Genomic DNA, 20984 nt, shown 5'->3' with positions numbered 1-20984 from the left:
GGTCGGGTGCGCCCGGCTGAGGAGATGGCGGTGACCGCCACCGGTCCGGGGGCCACGCCCGGGGAGGGCGGTGAGCGCAAGGCGAAGGGGCGCCCGTCCGTGCTGGTCGCCGGCCTGGTCGTCACGCTCGGGGTGCTCGGGCTCGTCGCGATGGCCAGCGTGGCGCTCGGCGCGCGCTCGGTGTCGTTCTCCACGGTGATCGACGCCTTCCTGGCCCCGAACGGCTCCAACGACCACACGGTCATCCGTGAGCTGCGGGTCCCGCGTACGCTGCTCGGCCTCGGCGTGGGCGCCACGCTGGGGCTGGCCGGCGCGCTCATGCAGAGCCTGACCCGCAACCCGCTGGCCGACCCCGGGCTGCTGGGCATCAACGAGGGCGCCGCACTGGGCGTCACGCTCGCGCTCGGCGTGTTCGGGCTCACCGACCCCACGGTGTACGTGTGGTTCGCCTTCGGCGGGGCCGCGCTGGCCTCCGCCGCCGTCTACGCGCTGGCCTCCGCCGGCCGCTCGGGCTCCAGCCCCGTACGCCTGGCGCTGGCCGGGGTGGCGTTCGGCATGGTGTGCACCGCGGTGGCCTCGGCCATCCTGCGCATGGACACCCAGACCTTCGACCGGATGCGGTTCTGGCTGACCGGATCGCTGGCCGGGCAGACGGAGGACACGGTGGTGCGGCTGGCGCCGTTCATGGTGGCCGGGCTGGTGCTCGGCCTGCTGCTGGCCAGGCCGCTCAACATGCTCGCGCTCGGCGACGACGCGGGCAAGGCGCTGGGCGTGGCGGTGAACCGGACCAGGATCCTGACCGGCGTGGCCGTCACGCTGCTGTGCGGCGCGGCCACGGCCGCCGCCGGGCCGCTGTGGTTCGTCGGGCTGATCGTGCCGCACGCCGTGCGCGCGCTGGTGGGGCCCGACCAGCGGTGGGTGCTGCCGTACTCGGCGCTGGCCGCGCCGGTGCTGCTGCTGGGGGCCGACGTGGTGGGCCGGCTCATCGCCCGGCCGGGCGAGGTTCAGGTGGGAATCGTGTGGGCGGTGGTCGGCGCGCCGATCTTCATCATGCTGGCCCGGCGGAAGCGGGTGGCGGCGCTGTGAACGTCCGCGTCGGAACCTGGTCCGTACGGCTCGCGCCCCGCGCCCTGCTCGTCACCGCGATCCTGCTCGTGGTCGGGTTCGGGGTCACCGTGGCGGCGCTGTCCACGGGCGAGTTCACCGTCCCCGTGCCCGACATCATCGCCGCGCTCTTCGGCCAGGGCACCCCGGTCGCCGAGCTCATCGTCGCCAAGCTCCGCGCCCCCCGGGTGGTGACGGGGCTGCTGGTCGGGGCCGCGTTCGGGGTGAGCGGCGCCATCTTCCAGAGCCTCACCAGGAATCCCCTGGGCAGCCCCGACTTCATCGGCTTCACCGCCGGCGCCTCCACGGGCGGCATCCTCGCCGTCGTCGCGGGCGGCTCCGCCGCGATGGTCGCCGGCGGCGCGCTGGCCGGGTGCGTGGTGACGGCCGCGCTGGTCTACGCGCTGGCCTACCGGGGCGGCGTGCAGGGCTACCGGATGGTCCTGGTCGGCATCGGGGCCAACGCGCTGCTGCTGGCGCTCAACTCGTACATCCTGACCCGGGCCAACATCAACGACGCGGCCACCGCCGGGGCCTGGCTCACCGGCAGCCTGAGCGGGCGCGGGTGGGACCACGCGATGCCCGTCGCGCTGGCGCTGGTCGTGCTGCTGCCGCTGTGCGCGTACATCACCCGGCCGATGCGCATGATCGAGATGGGCGACGACTCGGCCAAGGCCATGGGCATCAGGGTCGAGGTCGTGCGCGCGATGGCCATCACGGCCGGCGTGCTGCTGTCCGGAGTGGCCACCGCCGCCGCCGGGCCCGTCGTCTTCGTCGCGCTGGCCTCGCCGCAGCTCGCCCGGCGGCTCACCCGCTCCCCCGGGGTCACTCTGGGCGCCTCCGCGCTCATGGGCGCCGTGCTGCTGACCGCCGCCGACCTGGCCGCGCAGCGGATCCTCGCCCCCACCCAGCTTCCCGTCGGAGTGCTGACCGCCGCCATCGGCGGCACGTACCTCGTCCTGCTCCTGCGAAAGGACCGCCACTGATGGCCTCCTCCCGCCTCTCCGGCACCGAGCTCACCCTCGCCTACGACCAGCGGGTCGTGGCCACCGACCTGAGCGTGGCGATCCCGGACGAGTCCTTCACCGTGATCATCGGTCCGAACGCCTGCGGGAAGTCGACCCTGCTGCGGGCGCTGGCCAGGATGCTCAAGCCGAGGACGGGCGCCGTGCACCTGGACGGCAGCGTGATCACGTCGCTGCCGTCGAAGGAGGTCGCGCGGCGGCTGGGGCTGCTGCCGCAGAGCTCGATCGTGCCCGACGGGATCACCGTGGCCGACCTGGTGGCCCGTGGCCGCTACCCGCACCAGCGGCTCATGCGGCAGTGGTCGAAGGCCGACGAGGCGGCGGTGTCCGAGGCCATGCGCGCCACCGACGTCTCGGAGCTGGCCGACCGGATCGTGGACGAGCTGTCGGGCGGGCAGCGGCAGCGGGTGTGGCTGGCCATGGCGCTGGCGCAGGAGACGCCGATCCTGCTGCTGGACGAGCCGACCACGTTCCTGGACATCTCCCACCAGATCGAGGTGCTCGACCTCTGCGCCGACCTGCACGAGGCCGGGCGGACCATGGTGGCCGTGCTGCACGACCTCAACCAGGCCTGCCGGTACGCCACGCACCTGATCGTGATGCGGGGCGGCGAGATCGTGGCCGAGGGCGACCCGACCGAGGTCGTCACGCCCGAGCTGGTCCACCAGGTTTTCGACCTGCGGTGCGAGATCATCCAGGACCCGCAGTCGGGCACCCCGCTCATCGTCCCCGAGGCGCGGCGCCGGGTGCCCGCCACCTCCTCCTGACCCTTCCGGAAGAGCTCAAGAGGTCAGGGCGGTGGCCACCGTGAGGACGGCCCGGATCGCGCGGTCCGGGCCGTAGTCGTCCTTGAGCATCGCCGCGACCTCCGCGCCCATGGCGGCCAGCAGCACGTGGGACAGCAGGTCGGCGTCGCTCCCGGGCCCCGCCGGCCGGGCCTCGGCCAGCAGGATCGCCGCGTGCCGGTGCCAGAACCAGTAGGCCCCGATGCGGTAGCGCGCCCCCGGGCTGGCCGTCTCCGACATGCGCACCAGGTCGAGGTGGGCGAACAGGTAGTCCAGGTACGCGGCCACGAACGCGGCCAGCCGCTCCCGCGCGGGAGCCCCGGGGCCGAGGGGCGGCGGGCCGGACAGGATGCGCTGCTGCAGGTCGCGCTCGCGGGAGTCCAGCAGCGCCACCGCCAGCCCCGACTTGTCGCCGAACCGCCGGAAGAGCGTCCCCTTGCCCACGCCGGCCTCCGCCGCGACGGCGTCCATCGAGACCGCGTCCACGCCCTTCTCCGCGAACAGGCGGGCGGCCGCGGCCAGCACCTTCTCCCTGTTGCGCGCCGCGTCCGCGCGCTCCTGGACGGGGCGGCTCATGAGCAGTTCCAGCGACGTTTCCCGCACCATCCGGACTCTAGTCAATGCGCAGTGCCGAAGACGCTACGGGAACGTGCCAAAGGACGTGGAGGCCCGGCCGTCCACGGGAGACCCTCTGCCGAATGCTCAGAACACCTTTTCAGGGGGAATCGAAATGGACCATGCCGTCGTCATCGGCGCGAGCATGTCGGGGTTGCTGTCCGCGGCGGCGTTGCACCGCCTGTTCGCCAGGGTCACGGTGCTCGACCGCGACGCGCTCCCGGCGGTGGACTCGCACCGCCGGGGCGTCGGGCAGAGCCGTCACGCGCACGGCCTGCTCGCCAAGGGCCGCGAGGTCATGGACGAGCTGCTGCCCGGCATCACGGCCGAACTCGTCGCGCAGGGAGCGCTCAAGGGGGACCTGCAGGAGCAGGCCCGCCACATCCACGCCGGGCACCGGCTGGCCAGGGGACAGAGCGGCCTGACCGGGCTGCTGGTGAGCCGGCCGCTGCTCGAAGGCCAGGTACGGCGCAGGGTGGGCGGGCTGCCGGGGGTGCGGATCCTGTCCGAGCGCGTCGTCACCGGCCTGCTGTCCCAGGAGGGCCGGGTCACGGGGGTGCGGCTCGCCGACGGCGAGCTGATCCCGGCCGATCTCGTCGTGGACGCCGCCGGGCGCGGCTCGCGCACGCCCGCATGGCTGGCCGAGCTGGGCTACCGGCCGCCGCAGGAGGAGCACGTGCCGATCGACGTGCGCTACGGGACGTACGAGTTCCGCCGCCGCCACGACCACCTCAACGGGGACCTGGTGGTCATCGTCGGCCCCACGCCCGGCGCGCCGCGGGCCGGGGTGGCGCTGGCGCTGGAGGACGACCGCTGGATCGTGACCCTGGTCGGGTACGGCGAGGGCCCGCCGCTCACCCTGGACGGCTTCGCCGCCTACGCCGCCACCCTGCCGGCCCCCGACCTGCACCACCTGGTCAACCTGGCCGAGCCGATCGGGGAGCCGCGCGCGTACCGCACCCCGGCCGCGCTCCGGCGCCGCTACGAGCGGCTGACCCGCTTCCCCGACGGCCTGCTGGTCACCGGGGACGCGGTCTGCGCGTTCAACCCCCTGTACGGCCAGGGCATGACGGTCGCCGCCATGGAGGCCAGGGCGCTGCTCGACCCGGACCTGAACCCCCTGCCGTTCTTCCGGCGGATCGCCGGGATCGTGGACACGCCCTGGGAGATCACGGTCGGCGGCGACCTGCGGATGCCCGGGGTGGAAGGCAACCTGACGCCGAAGATGCGGATGGTGGGCGCCTACCTCGACCGTTTCCACGCGGCCGCCGCGCGCGACCCCGAGCTGACGCGGCGCTTCCTGCGGGTGACGAACCTGTACGACCCGCCGCCGGCGCTGATGGCCCCCGCCGCGCTGATCAGAGTGCTGCGCAGCGGCGCACAGCGAGCAGTGCCAGTGCCCGCGTGACCGCGCGCAGCTCGCTCAGCTCGACCTGCTCCCTGGGGGCGTGCGCGAACCGCACGTCCCCGGGGCCGTAGTGCAGCGTCGGGATCCCGCCCGCCGCGTACAGCCGCAGGTCGCTCCCGTACGGCGCCGCCGCCTCGGCCGGCCGCGCGCCCGTCGTGTCCTCGACCGCCCGGCCGACCTGCTCCAGCAGCTCGTGCCCCGCGGGCAGCCGGCCGCTGGCGAACTGCCCGCCCGGCCACGTCACCACCGGCGGGTTGCCGCGCAGCCACGGGTGCGCCACCTCCATGACCGCCTCCTCGAACGCCGCCCGCGCCGCCGCCGGGTCCTCGTCCAGCCGCACCCCGAGCCGCCCCTCGGCGACCAGCAGGTCGGGCACGGTGCTGGCCCAGTCGCCCGCGCGCACGGTCCCGACCTCGATCGGGTACGGCATCGCGTTGCCACCGAACAGCCCGTGGACGTCGCGGTTGCGCTCGGCCTCCAGGCGCCTGATCGCCTCGAACACCGGCCAGAACACCTCGATCGCGTTGACCCCCTCGTACCGGGTGGCGCCGTGCGCGGCCCGCCCGGCGATCTCCAGCCGGAAGGTCAGCGCCCCCGCGTTGGCGGTGATGACCGCGCCGCTGGTGGGCTCGCTGATGACCGCGGCCTCGGCCGTGTGGCCCCTGGCCAGGGTGGCGAACGCGCCGAGCCCGCCGTCCTCCTCGCTGATCACGCAGTGCACGGCCAGCGGCCTGGCCAGCCTGATGCCCGCCTTGTGGACGGCCCGGGCCACGGCCAGGTTCGCGACCAGACCGGCCTTCATGTCGCACGCGCCCCTTCCGTGCAGCACGTCGCCGGTGATCCGAGCGGCGAACGGGTCGCTCCCCTCCCACTTGGCCAGGTCCCCGGTCGGCACGACGTCCACGTGGCCCTGCAGCGCGAGCGCGGGCGGGCCCTCGCCGCCGGGGGTGACGGCCGCGACGCCGTACCCCTCGGTCCTGGGGGCCTCGGTGCCGGGGAATCCGGGGCGGGCGGTCAGTGCGGGGAGGTCGAGCTTCCAGACGTCCACGTCCATGCCGGCCTCGGTGAGCAGGCGGGCGAGGCGGTGCTGGAGGTCGGACTCGGCGTCGGTGCCGGTGACGCTGGGGACCCGGACGGTCTCGGCCAGCAGGTTCACGGTCTCGGGTTCGTCGATGGCGGTCAGGACCCGGGCTTCCACGTCGTGCATGGTGCACACCTTCTCATGAACTCGAATCGGGACTTGTGGCGATACAGGGGCGTGCGTACATGGATGAGCTGGATCGTGGTGGTGCCCTTCGCCCTGTGGGCGGTGGTGCGGCTGAGCGGGTTCGAGCCGGACTGGCCGTGGGTGCCGTTGGTGGCGTACACGCCGTACGCGGTGTGCGCGGCCGGGCTCGGGCTGGTGCTGGCCTGCGCGCTGCGGCGGTGGGCGGCGGGCACGGTCGCGCTGGTGTCGGTGCTGGCGATGGTGCCGGCCGTGCTGCCCCGCGCGCTCACCGACGGCAACCCCGACGCGAAGGGGCCGGAGCTGCGGGTGCTCGCGGCCAACCTGATGGTCGGCCAGGCGGACACCGACCAGCTGATGGCGCTGGTCACCAGGCTGAAGCCGGACGTGCTGACGCTGCAGGAGTTCACCCCGGGCTCCATGCGGCGGCTGGAGGAGGCGGGGCTGCGCCGCGCGCTGGCCCACGCCGTGACCCGGCCGGTGCCCGGCGTGGGCGGGTCCGCCGTGTACGCGCGGCACCCGCTCAAGGACGGCGGGCTGATCAAGCTGGGCTCCTTCGGGCAGGCCAGGGCCTGGCTGACGCATCCGGACGGGGCCCGGATCGAGATCGTGTCGGTGCATCCGTGCGCGCCCAAGCGCACCGGGCGGCAACCGTGCTGGCAGGGCGGGCTGGACGCGCTGCCCCGTGCCGGCGGTGACGCGCTGCGGGTGCTGGCGGGCGACTTCAACGCCACGCTCGACCACCTGCCGATGCGGGACCTGCTGGACTCCGGCTACCGGGACGCGGCCGACGTGATGGGGCTCGGGTTCCGGGCGACCTGGCCGCAGGGGTCGTCGTGGACGCACTCGCCCGGCGTGACGATCGACCACGTGCTGGCTGACTCGCGGATGGCGGTGCTCGGCTTCGAGGTGGCGGCGCTGGCGCGCACCGACCACCGCCCGGTCTTCGCCCGGCTCAGGCTCCCCTGACCAGCTTCGCCCGGCTCAGGATTCCCTGGGCGCCTCGCTGATCTGTATGTCGCTGAAGCGGACGGCGAACCCCCTTGCCGACGGGCGCGGCCGCCATGGCGCCGGCCAGCGCGGGCCGCCCCGGCGGGAAGTAGGCCAGGCGGAGCATGGTCTCGGGCGGGTCGTCGTCGAGGCCGTAGCGCACGGTCACCGCGTCGCCCGCCCGCTCCAGGCCGAAGGTCACCCGCCGCGCCGAGCGGCCCAGCGGGAGCACCGACCAGTCCGAGAACCCCCTGGTCACGACCGTGCTGAGGTGGAAGCCGCCGTCGACGTACTCGACCCCGGCCTTGATCCAGTCGTCCTGGCCGATCCTCAGCACGGCGCCCGCCTGGTCGTACTGCTCGGCGTAGTCGCCGGAGAAGGTGACCGTCAGGCGCGCGTCGCCGGGGACCGTGCGGCCGAACAGGTGGGCCGTGTCGTAGGAGTAGCCGTAGTGGGTCTCGCGCCACAGATCCGTGCCGGGGTCGCAGAACAGGCTCAGGCCGTCGTCGGCGGCCCATTCGCGCGGTACGTTCAGCCATTCCCAGCCGGTCTCGCCGAAGGCCATGATCATGACGGCCATCCTGCCACGATCGCGCGACAGGTGTAAGCGGCCCGCGTCGCCGTCCTGGAGACCTGCGCGTTCGCCTGCTCGTAAACTTGGGCCTGTGGTAGAGCCCAAGTTCGAGATTCAGATGCTGCACGACCGGGTCATGATCAGGTTGGAGCAGGAGGCCGAGGAGCGGCGCAGCGGCTCCGGGATCGTCATCCCCGCGACGGTCAAGATGGCCAACCGGCTCGCCTGGGGCGAGGTCTGCGGCGTCGGCACGAACGTGCGCTCGGTCAAGGTGGGCGACAAGGTGCTGTTCAACCCCGAGGACCAGTTCGAGGTGGAGGTGCACGCCAAGGTCTATCTGGTGATGCGCGAGCGCGACCTGCACGCGGTGGCCACCCAGGAGACCGACCACGGCACCGGCCTCTACCTATGACGGCGTCACCCGGCTGAAGGAGAGCCACAGGTCCTTGGCCCACGTTCCGGCGGGCAGGTCGGCGAGCACGCGCGTGACCTTGCCCCGCAGGTCGAGGACCGACAGGCGGTAGGCGCCCCGGTGGGCCGTGACGGCGACCAGGTGGCTGTCGTCCCACCAGCCGAACAACGCCTCCGGCCGCGCGCTCACCCGCTGGACGATCCTGCCCGTGGCGTGGTCGACCAGGCAGAGCTGCTCCTTGAAGCGCGACGGGCACCAGGTGGCCAGCCATTTGCCCGACGGGGAGAAGGGGTCTTCCGGGCCCGTCGGCAGGCCGGCGCCCGCGTACGTGCGCACGACCGCGCCGTCGGAGGGCCGGTGGACGCGCAGGCCGGTGCCGTACCTGGTGACGAGGTTGCCGTCGGGGCTCCACCAGAAACCCGCGTCCGCGCTCAGGCCGGAGACCCGCACCGTGCGGGCGGTCTTGGCGGCCACGTCCACGACCGTGAAGCCGAGCACCCGCCACCTGCCGCCCACCTTGCGCTCGACGGTGAGCGCGACGCGCTTGGCGTCGCGTGACCACGAGGCGTAGGAGGCGGTCATCGGCCTCTTCACCGTGCGGACGGCGGAGGTGCGGCCGGTGGTGCGGTCGGTGACGAGCAGGGTGTCGTAGCCGGACCGGTACGCGGCGGGCACGCCTGCCGTCAGGCGGTTGCCCGGCGAGACGGACACCTCGGACAGGGTTTTCTCCCAGGCGAAGGCGTTGCCGGTGGCGGCTCTGAGGTAGGTGCGCTTGGTGCCGAGTCCATAGGAGGCGAGGCGTACCGGATCGCCCGCTTTTTCGCGATATTTCACGCCACCAGTGCCCGGCAGCACCAGATCCGCCCCTACGGGGAGGGGCGCTTGCGCGGGAAGGGGCGCGGCGACGGTCAGGGACAGCGCGACGGCGAGTTGAGCGATCACGCCCGCAGGATAGGCGGGCGGTCCCCGAGATTCCGGGCGCGATAACGACCGGGTCTGGATGGGACCGGAAGGGCCGTCAGACGAAGCGCTGCGCGATCTCGATCACGTCGATGCCGAGCGTGCGCAGGCCGAAGTAGACGATCACGCCGGCGACGGCCACCGTCACGACGAGCACGATGATGCGGACGGTCCAGCCCTGCCGCTTGTACCACTCCGTCCAGGCGTGCAGCGTCTGCTTGCCGAACTCCAGCGCCTTGTGCGCCCAGTGGAACTCCGTGGCCAGCACCGCCAGCCCGGCGAACACGACCAGCCACCCCGGCCCCGGGAACGGCACCATGACCAGCCCGCCCGCCACCATGACGGTCCCGATGACGCCGATCACGATCTTCAGCGTGAGCGCACCGGTGCGGGTGGACCGGATCCCGTCCAGCCAGCCCTGGATGCCGGTGCGGCGCTCGGGCATGCCGGAGTGCCCGGCGGCCTCGTCCTTGATCACGTCGGCATCGCCGGTGTCGGAGTTCTGAATCGCCACAATTCCCCCCGGCAGTCGGTGTGCCACCCAGGATACGGCTCCCGCCGCTGTGCCCACTTGCAGCCGGGTAGCAAATCACCAAACGCCATATTGAGTAAAATTTCCTGTCTGATCAGGACCTTTCCGGCAAACGTCGGTTAATGTCTGGTATGCCCGAGGTTTTGCTCCGCACCGTCACCGGCCCTGTACGCGCGGCCGCCGTCGAGGGTGCCGTCCTTCCCCATGAGCACCTGCGCACCGACATGCGCTGGGCGGTCGGCATCGACTCCGACCCCTACCGCTGGCTCGACGAGGAGACCACCGTCACCGGCGAGCTCCGGGAGCTGCGCCAGTCCGGCGGGCTCGGCCTGGTGGTCGACCTGACGTGCATGGGCACGGGACGTGACGCCGCCGCCCTGGCCCGGATCGCGGCCGGCAGCCGCGTACCGGTGATCGCCTCGACCGGCCTGTTCGCCGAGCCGTTCACGGACGTCGGCGACGAGGGCGTGGACGCGCTCACCTCCCGGCTGATGGAGGAGATCGTCAGCGGCGTGGACGGCACGGGGGTGTTCCCCGGCGTGATCGGCGAGGTCGGGAGCTGGGGCGCCGAGCCCACGGCGCGCGAGGAGCGCTGCCTGGTCGCCGCCGCGCGCGCCTCCCTGCGCTCGCGCCTGCCCGTCGCCACGCACGGCAGGAACGCCCTGGCGCTGCTGGAGATCCTGCTCGGCCAGAACCTGCCGGCCTCCCGCGTGGCCGTCGGCTACGCGGGCACCGACCTGGGCGCGGCCAGGAAGATCGCCGAGGCGGGCGCGTACGTGAGCCTGGGCCTGCTCGGCCTCGGCCCGGACCTGGTGGCCAGGATCGCACTCGGCCTCATCGAGGACGGCCACGCCGACCGCCTGCTGATCAGCACGGGACTGAGCCGGGTGGCGCAGGTGCGCAGGTACGGGGGGCCGGGGTACGCCCACCTGTTCGACGAGCTGCTGCCGCGCCTGAGCGAGGCGGGCGCCGGCGAGGACGTGATCCGCCTGGTCACGCACGACAACCCGCTGCGCTGGCTGACCGAGGGACTCGCCTGACCCGGATCCCGTCCGCGGCTTGACCTCAACCGATGTCAAGGTTGCAGACTGACCGGCATGGTCTTTTCACCAGCGGAAATCGAATATCTGGCCGGACAGCGGCTCGCCCGCCTGGCCACGGTCACGCCCGACGGGCAGGTGCAGAACAACCCCGTGGGCTTCTTCCTGGACGCGGAGGGCGGCACGATCGTCATCGGCGGGCACGCCCTCGGCAAGTCCAAGAAGTTCAGGAACGTCCAGAAGGGCAGCACGGTCGCGCTCGTCGTGGACGACCTCGCCTCGGTCGACCCGTGGGTGGCGCGGGGCATCGAGATCCGGGGCACGGCGCAGGCGCTGACGGACGCGGAGCCGCCCCTGCCGTACTTCTCCCGGGAGATCATCCGGATCAGCCCGAACAAGATCATCTCGTGGGGTCTGGACGGGCCTCGGCAGAGCCGGACGGTGTGAAAGCTCGCTAGGATCGGGGCTACACGAGCCTGGGCGGGTGGGGGATGGCGACCGAGGAGACGCGGAAGGACGGGCGTCCGCGCAGGCCGCTCACCGCGCTGTCGCGGTTGAGCCGGCTGGGCGACGTGCCGGTCGTGTTGATGCTGGCCTGGGCCGGATGGCTGGCCGTTCCGTGGTCCTTCAGCGGCCTCGCCCAGGCCCGCGCGGCCGCCGCGGCGGCCGCCGCCGACACCGAGCCGCCGCACCTCCACTCCCCCGCCGCCGCCACCCGCGACCACCCTCCGGGGGAGGTCGCGCAGGCCGTCCGCGAGGGGTCGTCCGCGCGTCAGGGCGCGGCGAAGACCGCCCGCCACGGGGCCGCCCGGCAGGGCACGGTGGCCGGGGTGGCGCACGGGAGGGCGGCTTGGCGGATCCCCTCGGTCCGGCCCGTCCAGGTCAAGACACCGTGGCCCACGCACGACAACGGCCCGCCCGCCGCCCCGCCCGCCGCCCCCGGCAGCGCAGCTCCACCCGCCACAGCGCCGGTGGCGACCGGGCCGGTTGCCGCCGGGCCGGATGGGCTGGTCGGTGGGGCGCAGCGGGGCGGTGGTGCGCTCTCGCACGCCGTGGACGCGGTCGCGGCGGAGCGGGCCAGGATCGCCGGGGTGGTGCATGACGCGGCCGGGCACGGGCTGGCCGCCATCGCCATGCAGGCCGGGATCGCGCTCGTCACGCTCGACGACGACCCCGAGCAGGCGCGGGCCTCGTTGCAGGCGATCAGGGAGACCAGCACGACGGCGCTCGAGCAGTTGCGGGCCGCGCTCGACGGGATCGACCCGCCGGGTGGCGACCTGGCCGGGCTCATCGACGGTGTCCGGGCGGCGGGCCTGCCGGTGGACGTCGAGCCCGCGAACCTGGTGGTGCCCGCTCACCTTCAGGGTGCCGTCTACCGGGTGGTGCGCGAGTCGCTCACCAACGTGCTGCGGCACGCGGGCCCGACCAGGGCGCTCGTGCGGGCGGTCGCGGATCCGCGGGAGTTCGTGCTGGAGGTGTCCGACCAGGGCGCCGCCCGGACGCACCCCGAGCCGGCCGGCACCGGGCCGACCGGTCCCGGGTGGGCGGGTGTGGTCGAAGGGCGCGGGCTGGCCGGGATGCGGGCCGGAGTGACCGAGGCGGGCGGCCACTTCGCCGCCGGGCCCCGCGAAGGGGGCGGCTTCCGGGTGGTGGCCAGGTTCCCGCAGGTCCAAGCGTGAACGGCCCCAGCAGCGGACCGGCAGACGACGTGCGCGACGCCGCGAGCGGACCGCCGGAGGGCGTACGCGACTCCGCGAGCCGACCAGCGGAAGGCGTTCGCGACGCCGCGAGCCGACCCGGGGAGAGCGTGATCAGGGTGGCCATCGCCGACGATCAGGCCGTCGTCCGGATGGGGTTGCGGGCGTTGCTGGAGCGGGAGCCCGGGATGGAGTGCACCGGGGAGGCGGGTGACGGGCAGGCGGCGCTGGCGCTGATCCGCCGGACCAGACCCGACGTCCTGCTGCTCGACATCCGCATGCCGGGCATGGACGGCCTGGCCACGCTGCGGGCCATCGCCGGGGACCCCGGGTTGCGCGGCACCCGGATCGTCGTGGTGACGACGTTCGCCGTGGACGAGTACGTCTTCGCCGCCCTCCAGGCCGGGGCCAGCGGTTTCGTGCTCAAGGACAGCGCCCCCGACGAGCTGGTCAACGCCGTGCGCGTGGTCGCCGCCGGGGAGGCGCTGCTGTCGCCCGCCATCACCAGGAAGGTGATCGGGCTGTTCGGCCGGCACGGCGCCGAGCCGGTCGAGGGCATCGAAACGCTCACGCCCCGCGAGCGGGAGATGGTGGCGTGGGTGGCCACCGGGCGATCGAACGAGGAGATCGCCGGGGAGCTGACGATCAGTCCCGACACCGTGCGCACCCACGTCAGCCGCGCCATGGTGAAGCTGCACGCCAGGGACCGGGCCCAGCTCGTGGTGTTCGCCATGCGGGCGGGGCTCGCCCTCCCCGCCTGAACCAGGCGCGCGGCTACTTGAGGAAACCCTCGTAGTTGCGCTGCTGGAGCTGGGCCTCGACCTGCTTCACGGTGTCCAGCCCGACCCCCACCATGATCAGCACGCTGGTCCCCCCGAACGGGAAGTTCTGCTGCGTCCCCGGGTCCTTCAGGATCGCGAACGCCATCAGCGGCAGCAGCGCCAGCACCGCCAGGTACGCCGCCCCGGGAGCGGTCAGCCGGGACAGCACGTACGCCAGGTACTGCGCCGTCGGCCGCCCGGGCCGGATCCCCGGCACGAACCCCCCGAACCGGCGCACGCCGTCGGCCACCTCCACGGGATTGAAGGTGATCGACACGTAGAAGTAGGCGAACCCCGCGATGAGCAGCACGTACACGAGCATGTAGACCGGATGCGTCCCCGAGGTGAGGTTGAGCTCCACCCACGCCCGCGCCTCGGCCCCCAGCAGCGGCGCCGCCAGCGTCGGCAGGTACAGCAGCGAGCTGGTGAAGATGACCGGCACGATCCCGGCCTGGTTCACCTTCATCGGGATGTAGGTGCTCTGTCCCCCGTGCATGCGCCGCCCCACCATCCGCTTGGCGAACTGCACCGGCACCCGCCGCTGCGCCTGCTCCACGAACACCACGGCCGCCACCAGGAACAGCCCCGACACGATCATCACCACGAAGCTCACCGGGCTCAGCACGAAGATCTTCGACATGTACGCCGGGAAGACCGCCACGACCTGGGTGAACATCAGCAGCGACATCCCGTTGCCGATCCCCCGCTCGGTGATCAGCTCGCCCAGCCACATGACCGCGCAGGCCCCCGCCACCATGGTCAACACGATCACCGTCACGGCGAGCAGGCCCTCGTCGCGCAGCAGCGGCCGGGAGCACCCGGGCAGCAGCTGGCCGGCGCGGGCCAGCGCGACGACCGTGCCGGCGTTCAGGACGGCGAGGGCGACGGTCAGGTAGCGGGTGTACTCCGTGATCTTGGCCTGCTTGCCCTCCTTCCTGAGGGTGTCCAGGCGGGGCACCACCACGGACAGGAGCTGCATGACGATGCTGGCGGTGATGTAGGGCATCACGCCGAGCGCGAACACCGAGAGCTGCAGCATCGCGCCCCCGCTGAGCATCTGCACCATGTCGAACACGCCACCGGTGGCGGATCCGACGCACTCGCGCACGGCCACCACGTCCACCCCCGGCGCGGGCATGACCTGCCCCAGCCGGAACAGGCCGATGAGCCCGAGGGTGAACAGGATTTTCCGGCGCAGCTCCGGGGTTCGGAACGCCCGCGTCAAGACGGTCAGCATGGGCAAGGAGTCTGGCCGAGGGCCGGGGCGGGGTCGTCCGCTCAGACGAGGCACCCGTGTACGCGAATCCGCGTATCCCGGCACACCGTAGGTTGATCGTATGAGCGCTGCCGTCTGGGTGATCAGCGGGCCACCGGGGGCCGGGAAGTCGACGGTGGCGGCCGAGCTGCTCGGCCGCCTGTCCCCCGTGCCCGCCCTGCTCGACAAGGACACCGTCTACGGCGGCATCGTGGCGGAGGTGCTGCGCGCCCACGGCCGCCCGGACGGCGAGCGCGAGGGCCCCTGGTACGACGAGCACGTCAAGCGGCACGAGTACGCCGGCCTGACCGCGATCGCCCGGCAGGTCCGCGAGCACGGCTGCCCGGTCGTGCTGGACGGCCCGTTCACCACGCAGGTGCACGACGCGGCCCGGTGGGCGGAGTGGGTGGCGGAGCTGGGCGGGCCGCCGGTGCGCCTGCTGTGGGTCCGCTCCGACGGGCCGACGCTGCGCGAGCGGCTGCTGGCCAGGGGGCTGGCCAGGGACGCGGGCAAGCTGGCGGCGTTCGGCGACTACCTGCGGAACATCCGGGTGGACGAGCCGCCGGCCGTACCGTATCTGGAGGTCGACAACCGGCGGGGCGCGGCGCCGGTCGGGCGGCAGCTCACGGCGGCGGGTATACCGCCGCGAACACGGCCGGCAGCCGGGGAACGAGCCGGGTGAAGCGCCCCTCCTCGTAGGTGGCGTCGGGCTCGTTGGCGAGCTGCTGGGAGATCGGCCCGGCGATCAGGCTCGCGGCCAGCGCCAGGCCCTCCTCGCCGGCGGCGTCCGGATGCAGCTCGCCGCGCTCGACGGCGTCCCTGATCAGCGTGGCGAAGTGCTCGTGGATGGCCAGGGCGGGCGCGTACGACTCCGGCGACGGGGTGAATCCGGGCACCGGCCGCCAGAACAGGAGCTGCGCCAGCACCTGGTTGTCCATGATCCACCGGGCGCCGGCCTCCAGCGAGGCCCCCATCCCGCGCAGCCCCGGCTCCCCCGGCCCGCGTACGGCGGCCAGATAGCCCTCCTGCCCGAGCTTGAACAGCGCGTCGTAGACCGCGTGCCGGGACGGGAAGTACTTGTACAGCGAGGGCGGCCGCACCCCCAGCCGCCTGGCCACGGTCGCCAGGCTCAGCCCCGCGACCCCCTCCTCCGCCATCACGTCGAGCGCGATGCGCAAGATCTCGGCCTGCGTCTCGGCTCTCCGCCGGGCCCGGCGGTCGGGAATGTCTGCCATGCCGGATAGCTTAAGCTAATAGTAGTAGCCAAAGCTATGGGAGGTAGGCACGTGTCGCGCGACATCGAGCTGACCGGACTGCGGCAGAACAACCTCAAGGACGTCTCGCTGCGCCTGCCCAAGGAGCGGCTCACGGTGTTCACCGGCGTGTCGGGCTCCGGCAAGTCGTCGATCGTGTTCGGCACGATCGCCGTCGAGTCGCAGCGACAGCTCAACGAGACCTTCAGCGCGTTCGTCCGGAACCGGCTGCCCAAGCACGAGCGGCCCCGGGCCGAGCGCATGTCGAACCTGACGGCGGCCGTCGTCGTGGACCAGAAGCCGGTCGGCGGCGGGGCCCGCTCGACGGTGGGTACGATGACCGAGGTCCAGGCGCTGCTGCGGGTGCTGTTCTCGCGGCGCGGCGAGCCGTCGGCGGGCCCGGCCACGGCCTACAGCTTCAACGACCCGCAGGGCATGTGCCCGGGCTGCGACGGCCTGGGCCGGACGGTCGAGCTGGACCTCGACCGGCTGATCGACCCCGAGCTGTCGCTCAACCAGGGCGCGCTGGCCCTGCACCCGGTGGGCACGGCGCCGTGGCAGATCTACGCCACCTCGGGGCTGTTCGACCCGGACAAGCCGCTGCGCGAGTTCACCGATCGGGAGCGGGAGCTGCTGCTGCACGGGAGCGGGTTCAAGGTCAGGCGGGGCGAGTACATGAGCACCTACGAGGGCGTGGTGGTCCGCTTCGACCGGCTCTACCTCAAGCGGGCCCGCGAGCAGGTGGACGCCGAGGCCCGGCCGTACGTACGCGAGCGCACCTGCGGGACCTGCGGCGGCGCCCGGCTCGACGCCGCCGCCCTGGCCTCCCGGATCGGCGGCCGCAATCTGGCCGACTACGCCGCGATGGAGGTCAGCGACCTCATCGAGGTGCTCGAACGCCTCGGCGACCCGGTCGCGGAGGCGGCCGTGGAGTCGTTGCGCCGGATCGACGCCATCGGGCTGGGCTACCTCAGCCTCGACCGCGAGACGCCGACGCTGTCGGGCGGCGAGGCGCAGCGGCTCAAGACCGTGCGCAACCTGGGCAGCAGCCTGACCGGCATGACCTACATCTTCGACGAGCCCAGCGTCGGCCTGCACCCGCGCGACGTGCACCGCCTCGGCGACCTGCTGGTGGAGCTGCGCGACAAGGGCAACACGGTGCTGGTGGTCGAGCACGACCGCGACCTGATCACGCTCGCCGACCACGTCGTCGACCTGGGGCCGGGCGCGGGCGCCGACGGCGGGCGCGTGGTGTTCGAGGGCACGGTGGCCGGGCTGACCTCGGGCGGCACGCTGACCGGCCGCATGTTGCGGCGCACGACCGGGCTCAAGGAGCGCGTGCGCGAGCCGTCCGGGTGGCTGACCGTGGCGGGCGCGAGCGCCCACAACCTCAAGGACGTCACCGTACGCGTGCCGCTCGGCGTGCTCACCGCCGTGACCGGGGTGGCCGGGTCGGGCAAGAGCACGCTGATGCGGCAGGAGCTGGTGGCTCGGCACCCGGGGACCGTCCTGATCGACCAGTCGGCCATCGCCGCCTCCGCCCGCTCGACCCCCGCCACCTACCTGAACGCGATGGACCCGCTGCGCAGGATGTTCTCCGAGGCCAACGGGGTGGCGCCGGGGATGTTCAGCTTCAACTCGGCCGGGGCGTGCCCGGTGTGCAAGGGGCGCGGCGAGATCAGGACCGACCTGGCGTTCATGGACCCGGTGACGCGGGTGTGCGACCTGTGCGGGGGCAGCCGGTACAACGCGGAGGCGCTGTCGTACACGGTGGGCGGGCGGACGATCGCGGACGTGCTGGCGATGACGGCGGACGAGGCGGCGGCGGCGTTCGACCTGCCGGGCGTGGCCCGGCTGGGCGAGCTGGGGCTCGGCTACCTGACGCTCGGGCAGCCGCTGAGCACGTTGTCGGGCGGGGAGCGGCAGCGGCTGAAGCTGGCGCACCGGCTGCGCGAGCACGGTCAGGTGTACGTCTTCGACGAGCCGACCACGGGCCTGCACATGGCCGACGTCGACACGTTGCTGGCGCTGCTCGACCGGCTGGTGGGCGAGGGCAACACGGTGATCGTGGTGGAGCACGACCTCGACGTGGTCAAGCACGCCGACTGGGTGATCGACCTCGGTCCGGAGGCCGGGCAGCACGGGGGCAGGGTGGTGTTCGAGGGCACCCCGGCCCAGCTGACCGAAGCATCCACCTACACGGCGAAATATCTCGTCAAGTCACTAGATAGTGGTCGTCGCGGACGTCCATGATCGCCATATGGCCCGGCAGGTGGCCGATCGCGTACTCGACGCCGCTGGCCAGCACCGCCGCCTGCGGCGTCACCCCGCAGGCCCAGAAGAGCGGCACCTCCCCCGCCCGCACCTCCACGGGGTCGCCGTAGTCGGGCCGCGCCAGGTCGGCGATCCCGATCCCGGCCGGGTCGCCGGTGTGCACAGGCGCGCCGTGCACCATCGGGTAGCGGCCGCTCACCTCGACGGCGGTCTTCACCAGCTCGCCGGGCACCGGCCGCATCGAGACGACGAGCGGGCCCGACAGGCGGCCGGTGGCCTCGCAGGGCACGTCGGTGACGTACATCGGCACGTTCGTGCCCGCCTCCAGGTGCCGCACCGGCACCCCGGCGGCCAGCAGCGCCCGCTCGAAGGTGAAGCTGCAGCCGATGAGGAACGGCACCAGGTCCGCGCGCCACTCCGCCACCACGTCCCCGACGTCGGCGACCGCCGCGCCGTCGCGGTAGAGGCGGTAGCCGGGCAGGTCCGTACGGAGATCGCCGGTGAACAGCGTGGTGGACCAGGCGCCGGGCTCCCCCACGTCGAGCACCGGGCACGCCTGGGGGTTGCGGTGGGCGAACAGCAGCAGCTCGTACCGCAGCTCGCTGGGCACGGCGATGAGATTGGCCTGGGCCCAGCCCCGGCACCAGCCGGCGGTGGGCCTGCGCTCGCCGGCGCGGAAGCGCTCCCGCGCCTGGGCGGGACTCAGATCGGCGACATCCACCCTCTGACAGTAAAGTGAGCGGCGTTCACCGGTCCACCTTCGGGGTAGCGGGGTGGCCGTGCGACTCGACGTGAACCTCCTCGACTACGTCCTCATCGCGATCTACTTCGCCACCGTGCTCGCCATCGGGTTCGCCGCACGAAAACGGATCAGCTCCAGCCTGGACTTCTTCCTGGCCGGGCGCGGGCTGCCGGCGTGGATCACCGGCCTGGCGTTCGTGTCGGCGAACCTGGGCGCGATCGAGATCCTCGGCATGGCGGCCCAGGGCGTGCAGTACGGCGCGATGACGCTGCACTACTACTGGATCGGCGCGGTGCCGGCGATGGTGTTCCTCGGCATCGTGATGATGCCGTTCTACTACCGCTCGAAGGTGCGCAGCGTCCCCGAGTTCCTGCGCAGGCGCTTCAACGGGGCCACCCAGCTGCTGAACGCGATCACGTTCGCGGTCGCGCAGGTCCTCATCGCCGGGGTCAACCTCTACGCGCTGGCGCTGGTCATCGAGTTACTGCTGGGCTGGCCGCTGGTGGTCTCGGTGGTGGTGTCGGCGGTGATCGTGCTGACCTACATCACGCTCGGCGGGCTCTCCGGGGCGATCTACAACGAGGTCCTGCAGTTCTTCGTGATCCTCGCCGGCCTGATCCCGCTCACCGTGCTCGGGCTGATCAAGGTGGGCGGCTTCTCCGGCCTGTTCGAGAAGGTACGCCAGAGCACCCTCGGCGAGGGCGGCCTGCACACCTGGGCGAACACGGCGACCGGTGACAACCCGATGCAGGCGCACTGGATCGGGATCGTGTTCGGGCTGGGGTTCGTGCTGTCGTTCGGCTACTGGACGACGAACTTCGCCGAGGTGCAGCGGGCCCTGTCGGCCAGGAACACGAACGCGGCCCGGCTGACGCCGATCGTCGCCGCGTTCCCGAAGATCCTCATCCCGCTGGTGACGGTGCTGCCCGGCCTGATCGCGCTCGTGCTGTTCAGCGGGTGGGGGCAGCAGCGGGAGTACAACTACGCGATCCCGGTGCTCATGGGCGACCTGCTGCCGAACGGGGTGCTGGGGATCGCCGTGACCGGGCTGCTGGCCTCGTTCATGGCGGGGATGGCGGCCAACATCAGCGGGTTCAACACGGTGTTCACCAACGACATCTGGCAGGCGCACCTCGCGCGGGACCGCGACGACAGCCACTACGTGCGCGTGGGCCGGATCGCGACCGTGGCGGGCGTGGCGCTGGGGGTGGGCACGGCGTTCATCGCCGCCGGCTACTCCAACATCATGAACTACCTGCAGACGCTGTTCTCGTTCTTCAACGCGCCGCTGTTCGCGACGTTCATCGTGGGGCTGCTCTGGCGGCGGATGACGCCGTGGGCGGGGTTCTGGGGGCTGCTCGCCGGCACGGTGGCCGCCTTCGCCTCGTACCTGTCGTACAAGGCGGGGCTGGTGGACTTCGGCACCGAGCTGAACGCCAGCTTCTGGGGCGCGGGCCTGGCCTTCTTCGTGGACGTGGTGGTGTCGGTGGTGGTCACGCTGTTCACCACGCCGAAGCCGGCCGAGGAGCTGCGCGGGCTGGTGTACGGGCTCAGCGCCGTGGACCTGGAGGACGACGCGCTGGCCGGGGACGCGCGGTGGTACCGCTCGCCCGTGCTGCTCGGCACCGGCGCGGTCGTCCTGGCGGCCTTGATGTACGGGGTGATCCTGTGAGCGACCTCCGGATGATGATCGGCGGGCTGTTCCTGCTGTACGGCGTGATCCTGATCGTGGTGGGCGCCCTGGGCAGCGCGATCAACCTGTGGACGGGCCTGGCCATGGCCGTGTTCGGCGGCGCCTTCGTGGCGTGGGCCCGGTTCAGACGGCTCTGACCGGCTCCTCGGCCCGCTCGTCGTGGGCGTTCAGACGGCTCTGACCGGCTCCTTGGCCCGCTCGTCGTACGCCTGCCGGGCGGCGTGCACCTGGTCGGCGTGCTCGCCCGCCCAGGCGCCGATGGCCTGGAGGACGCCGATCGCGCTGCGGCCGAGGTCGGTGAGCTCGTAGTCGACCCTGGGCGGGATCGTCGGGTAGACGGTGCGGGTGACCAGGCCGTCGCGCTCCAGGGTGCGCAGGGTCTGCGACAACATCTTCTGGGTGATGCCGTCGAGCATCCTGCGCAGCTCGTTGAACCGCCTGGACCCGTCGAGCAGCGCTCCCATGACGAGCCCGGTCCACTTGTTGGTGAAGATGTCGAGCACGGTGCGGGGCTTGCACTCCTGGAGGAAGGCGTCGGCGCCGCCGAAGCTCCGGAGATCGGGAAAGGTGGTATCCATC

23 protein-coding genes are annotated in these 20984 nt (G+C 72.6%); 14 read left to right on the top strand and 9 right to left on the bottom strand.

Annotated features, from left to right (window positions below; genetic code table 11):
• Positions 1-24: 24 nt before the first annotated feature.
• From ACBJ59_RS05035 to ACBJ59_RS05025, 3 genes are read left to right on the top strand one after another with little or no spacing between them, the layout of a single operon-like run.
• Positions 25-1086: a FecCD family ABC transporter permease gene (locus ACBJ59_RS05035; protein WP_375109518.1), complete on the top strand. Its 1062-nt coding sequence runs from the start codon at positions 25-27 to the stop codon at positions 1084-1086.
• Positions 1083-2090 (top strand): FecCD family ABC transporter permease, encoded by a 1008-nt coding sequence (locus ACBJ59_RS05030; RefSeq protein ID WP_375108995.1) that lies wholly within the window; start codon positions 1083-1085, stop codon positions 2088-2090. The genes ACBJ59_RS05035 and ACBJ59_RS05030 overlap by 4 nt, the downstream gene beginning before the upstream one ends.
• Complete coding sequence (locus tag ACBJ59_RS05025; RefSeq protein WP_375108994.1) at positions 2090-2896, top strand: ABC transporter ATP-binding protein; 807 nt, start codon at positions 2090-2092, stop codon at positions 2894-2896. Before ACBJ59_RS05030 ends, ACBJ59_RS05025 begins: the two co-directional genes overlap by 1 nt.
• Positions 2897-2911: 15 nt before the next feature.
• Here ACBJ59_RS05025 and ACBJ59_RS05020 read toward each other — a convergent pair whose 3' ends face one another.
• Positions 2912-3520: a TetR/AcrR family transcriptional regulator gene (locus tag ACBJ59_RS05020; protein ID WP_375108993.1), complete on the bottom strand. Its 609-nt coding sequence runs from the start codon at positions 3518-3520 to the stop codon at positions 2912-2914.
• A gap of 124 nt (positions 3521-3644) precedes the next feature.
• Here ACBJ59_RS05020 and ACBJ59_RS05015 point away from each other — a divergent pair, with 124 nt between their 5' ends.
• Positions 3645-4937: an FAD-dependent oxidoreductase gene (locus ACBJ59_RS05015; protein WP_375108992.1), complete on the top strand. Its 1293-nt coding sequence runs from the start codon at positions 3645-3647 to the stop codon at positions 4935-4937.
• Here the strand turns inward: ACBJ59_RS05015 and ACBJ59_RS05010 are convergent.
• The gene (locus ACBJ59_RS05010; RefSeq protein ID WP_375108991.1) at positions 4888-6144 is read right to left on the bottom strand and encodes an ArgE/DapE family deacylase; all 1257 of its coding nucleotides are present in this window, start codon (positions 6142-6144) and stop codon (positions 4888-4890) included. The genes ACBJ59_RS05015 and ACBJ59_RS05010 overlap by 50 nt on opposite strands.
• 63 nt (positions 6145-6207) lie before the next feature.
• On the opposite strand from ACBJ59_RS05010, the gene ACBJ59_RS05005 reads away from it, so the two are divergent.
• Entirely contained in the window at positions 6208-7131 is a 924-nt protein-coding gene (locus tag ACBJ59_RS05005; protein WP_375108990.1) for an endonuclease/exonuclease/phosphatase family protein, read from the top strand.
• Here ACBJ59_RS05005 and ACBJ59_RS05000 read toward each other — a convergent pair.
• Positions 7118-7732, bottom strand: coding sequence for a DUF1349 domain-containing protein (locus ACBJ59_RS05000; RefSeq protein ID WP_375108989.1), 615 nt, complete (start codon positions 7730-7732; stop codon positions 7118-7120). The two genes, ACBJ59_RS05005 and ACBJ59_RS05000, sit on opposite strands and share 14 nt — an antisense overlap.
• Before the next feature lie 85 nt (positions 7733-7817).
• Between ACBJ59_RS05000 and ACBJ59_RS04995 the strand changes: the two genes are divergently transcribed.
• A complete protein-coding gene (locus ACBJ59_RS04995; RefSeq protein WP_043632105.1) occupies positions 7818-8138 on the top strand; it encodes a co-chaperone GroES in 321 nt (106 codons plus the stop codon).
• Here the strand turns inward: ACBJ59_RS04995 and ACBJ59_RS04990 are convergent.
• Together ACBJ59_RS04990 and ACBJ59_RS04985 are read right to left on the bottom strand one after the other, a co-directional pair.
• Positions 8133-9080, bottom strand: coding sequence for a hypothetical protein (locus tag ACBJ59_RS04990; protein WP_375108988.1), 948 nt, complete (start codon positions 9078-9080; stop codon positions 8133-8135). The genes ACBJ59_RS04995 and ACBJ59_RS04990 overlap by 6 nt on opposite strands.
• Before the next feature lie 76 nt (positions 9081-9156).
• A complete protein-coding gene (locus ACBJ59_RS04985) occupies positions 9157-9612 on the bottom strand; it encodes a TIGR02611 family protein (RefSeq protein WP_375108987.1) in 456 nt (151 codons plus the stop codon).
• A 149-nt stretch (positions 9613-9761) separates the two neighbouring features.
• Here ACBJ59_RS04985 and ACBJ59_RS04980 point away from each other — a divergent pair, with 149 nt between their 5' ends.
• The 4 genes from ACBJ59_RS04980 (at position 9762) to ACBJ59_RS04965 (ending at position 13128) form a co-directional block, all read left to right on the top strand.
• Entirely contained in the window at positions 9762-10670 is a 909-nt protein-coding gene (locus ACBJ59_RS04980; protein WP_375108986.1) for an aryldialkylphosphatase, read from the top strand.
• Positions 10671-10727: 57 nt separating this feature from the next.
• Positions 10728-11117, top strand: coding sequence for a PPOX class F420-dependent oxidoreductase (locus ACBJ59_RS04975; RefSeq protein ID WP_375108985.1), 390 nt, complete (start codon positions 10728-10730; stop codon positions 11115-11117).
• Between the two features lie 44 nt (positions 11118-11161).
• Complete coding sequence (locus tag ACBJ59_RS04970; RefSeq protein ID WP_375108984.1) at positions 11162-12349, top strand: sensor histidine kinase; 1188 nt, start codon at positions 11162-11164, stop codon at positions 12347-12349.
• A gap of 128 nt (positions 12350-12477) precedes the next feature.
• Positions 12478-13128, top strand: coding sequence for a response regulator (locus ACBJ59_RS04965; protein ID WP_375109517.1), 651 nt, complete (start codon positions 12478-12480; stop codon positions 13126-13128).
• A 13-nt stretch (positions 13129-13141) separates the two neighbouring features.
• On the opposite strand, the gene secY is transcribed toward ACBJ59_RS04965, so the two are convergent.
• A complete protein-coding gene (secY, locus tag ACBJ59_RS04960; protein WP_375108983.1) occupies positions 13142-14425 on the bottom strand; it encodes a preprotein translocase subunit SecY in 1284 nt (427 codons plus the stop codon).
• A 100-nt stretch (positions 14426-14525) separates the two neighbouring features.
• Between secY and ACBJ59_RS04955 the strand changes: the two genes are divergently transcribed.
• Positions 14526-15125, top strand: coding sequence for an AAA family ATPase (locus ACBJ59_RS04955; RefSeq protein ID WP_375108982.1), 600 nt, complete (start codon positions 14526-14528; stop codon positions 15123-15125).
• On the opposite strand, the gene ACBJ59_RS04950 is transcribed toward ACBJ59_RS04955, so the two are convergent.
• Positions 15067-15678: a TetR/AcrR family transcriptional regulator gene (locus ACBJ59_RS04950; RefSeq protein WP_375108981.1), complete on the bottom strand. Its 612-nt coding sequence runs from the start codon at positions 15676-15678 to the stop codon at positions 15067-15069. The two genes, ACBJ59_RS04955 and ACBJ59_RS04950, sit on opposite strands and share 59 nt — an antisense overlap.
• A 51-nt stretch (positions 15679-15729) precedes the next feature.
• On the opposite strand from ACBJ59_RS04950, the gene ACBJ59_RS04945 reads away from it, so the two are divergent.
• The gene (locus tag ACBJ59_RS04945; RefSeq protein ID WP_375108980.1) at positions 15730-17949 is read left to right on the top strand and encodes an ATP-binding cassette domain-containing protein; all 2220 of its coding nucleotides are present in this window, start codon (positions 15730-15732) and stop codon (positions 17947-17949) included.
• Here ACBJ59_RS04945 and ACBJ59_RS04940 read toward each other — a convergent pair.
• A complete protein-coding gene (locus tag ACBJ59_RS04940; RefSeq protein WP_375108979.1) occupies positions 17912-18691 on the bottom strand; it encodes a putative hydro-lyase in 780 nt (259 codons plus the stop codon). The genes ACBJ59_RS04945 and ACBJ59_RS04940 overlap by 38 nt on opposite strands.
• Before the next feature lie 58 nt (positions 18692-18749).
• On the opposite strand from ACBJ59_RS04940, the gene ACBJ59_RS04935 reads away from it, so the two are divergent.
• Together ACBJ59_RS04935 and ACBJ59_RS04930 are read left to right on the top strand one after the other, a co-directional pair.
• A complete protein-coding gene (locus ACBJ59_RS04935; protein WP_375108978.1) occupies positions 18750-20384 on the top strand; it encodes a sodium:solute symporter family protein in 1635 nt (544 codons plus the stop codon).
• Positions 20381-20542, top strand: a complete 162-nt coding sequence (locus ACBJ59_RS04930; protein WP_375108977.1) for a hypothetical protein — start codon at positions 20381-20383, stop codon at positions 20540-20542. Before ACBJ59_RS04935 ends, ACBJ59_RS04930 begins: the two co-directional genes overlap by 4 nt.
• Before the next feature lie 30 nt (positions 20543-20572).
• Here the strand turns inward: ACBJ59_RS04930 and ACBJ59_RS04925 are convergent, their stop codons facing one another.
• Positions 20573-20983 (bottom strand): winged helix-turn-helix transcriptional regulator, encoded by a 411-nt coding sequence (locus ACBJ59_RS04925; RefSeq protein WP_375108976.1) that lies wholly within the window; start codon positions 20981-20983, stop codon positions 20573-20575.
• Position 20984: the final 1 nt, after the last annotated feature.

This window comes from Nonomuraea sp. MTCD27, assembly GCF_041950495.1.
In the GTDB taxonomy this organism is placed as follows: domain Bacteria; phylum Actinomycetota; class Actinomycetes; order Streptosporangiales; family Streptosporangiaceae; genus Nonomuraea.
Note: the sequence above shows the minus strand (reverse complement) of the source record. Positions and strands in the feature narration are given on the sequence as shown.

Excerpts from the sequence above, each read along its gene's own strand:
- ACBJ59_RS05035 (WP_375109518.1), top strand. The coding sequence starts at position 25 with ATGGCGGTGACCGCCACCGGTCCGGGGGCCACGCCCGGGGAGGGCGGT.
- ACBJ59_RS05025 (WP_375108994.1), top strand. The coding sequence starts at position 2,090 with ATGGCCTCCTCCCGCCTCTCCGGCACCGAGCTCACCCTCGCCTACGAC.
- ACBJ59_RS05020 (WP_375108993.1), bottom strand. The coding sequence starts at position 3,520 with ATGGTGCGGGAAACGTCGCTGGAACTGCTCATGAGCCGCCCCGTCCAG.
- ACBJ59_RS05015 (WP_375108992.1), top strand. The coding sequence starts at position 3,645 with ATGGACCATGCCGTCGTCATCGGCGCGAGCATGTCGGGGTTGCTGTCC.
- ACBJ59_RS05010 (WP_375108991.1), bottom strand. The coding sequence starts at position 6,144 with ATGCACGACGTGGAAGCCCGGGTCCTGACCGCCATCGACGAACCCGAG.
- ACBJ59_RS05005 (WP_375108990.1), top strand. The coding sequence starts at position 6,208 with ATGAGCTGGATCGTGGTGGTGCCCTTCGCCCTGTGGGCGGTGGTGCGG.
- ACBJ59_RS05000 (WP_375108989.1), bottom strand. The coding sequence starts at position 7,732 with ATGGCCGTCATGATCATGGCCTTCGGCGAGACCGGCTGGGAATGGCTG.
- ACBJ59_RS04980 (WP_375108986.1), top strand. The coding sequence starts at position 9,762 with ATGCCCGAGGTTTTGCTCCGCACCGTCACCGGCCCTGTACGCGCGGCC.
- ACBJ59_RS04975 (WP_375108985.1), top strand. The coding sequence starts at position 10,728 with ATGGTCTTTTCACCAGCGGAAATCGAATATCTGGCCGGACAGCGGCTC.
- ACBJ59_RS04970 (WP_375108984.1), top strand. The coding sequence starts at position 11,162 with ATGGCGACCGAGGAGACGCGGAAGGACGGGCGTCCGCGCAGGCCGCTC.
- secY (WP_375108983.1), bottom strand. The coding sequence starts at position 14,425 with ATGCTGACCGTCTTGACGCGGGCGTTCCGAACCCCGGAGCTGCGCCGG.
- ACBJ59_RS04955 (WP_375108982.1), top strand. The coding sequence starts at position 14,526 with ATGAGCGCTGCCGTCTGGGTGATCAGCGGGCCACCGGGGGCCGGGAAG.
- ACBJ59_RS04950 (WP_375108981.1), bottom strand. The coding sequence starts at position 15,678 with ATGGCAGACATTCCCGACCGCCGGGCCCGGCGGAGAGCCGAGACGCAG.
- ACBJ59_RS04925 (WP_375108976.1), bottom strand. The coding sequence starts at position 20,983 with ATGGATACCACCTTTCCCGATCTCCGGAGCTTCGGCGGCGCCGACGCC.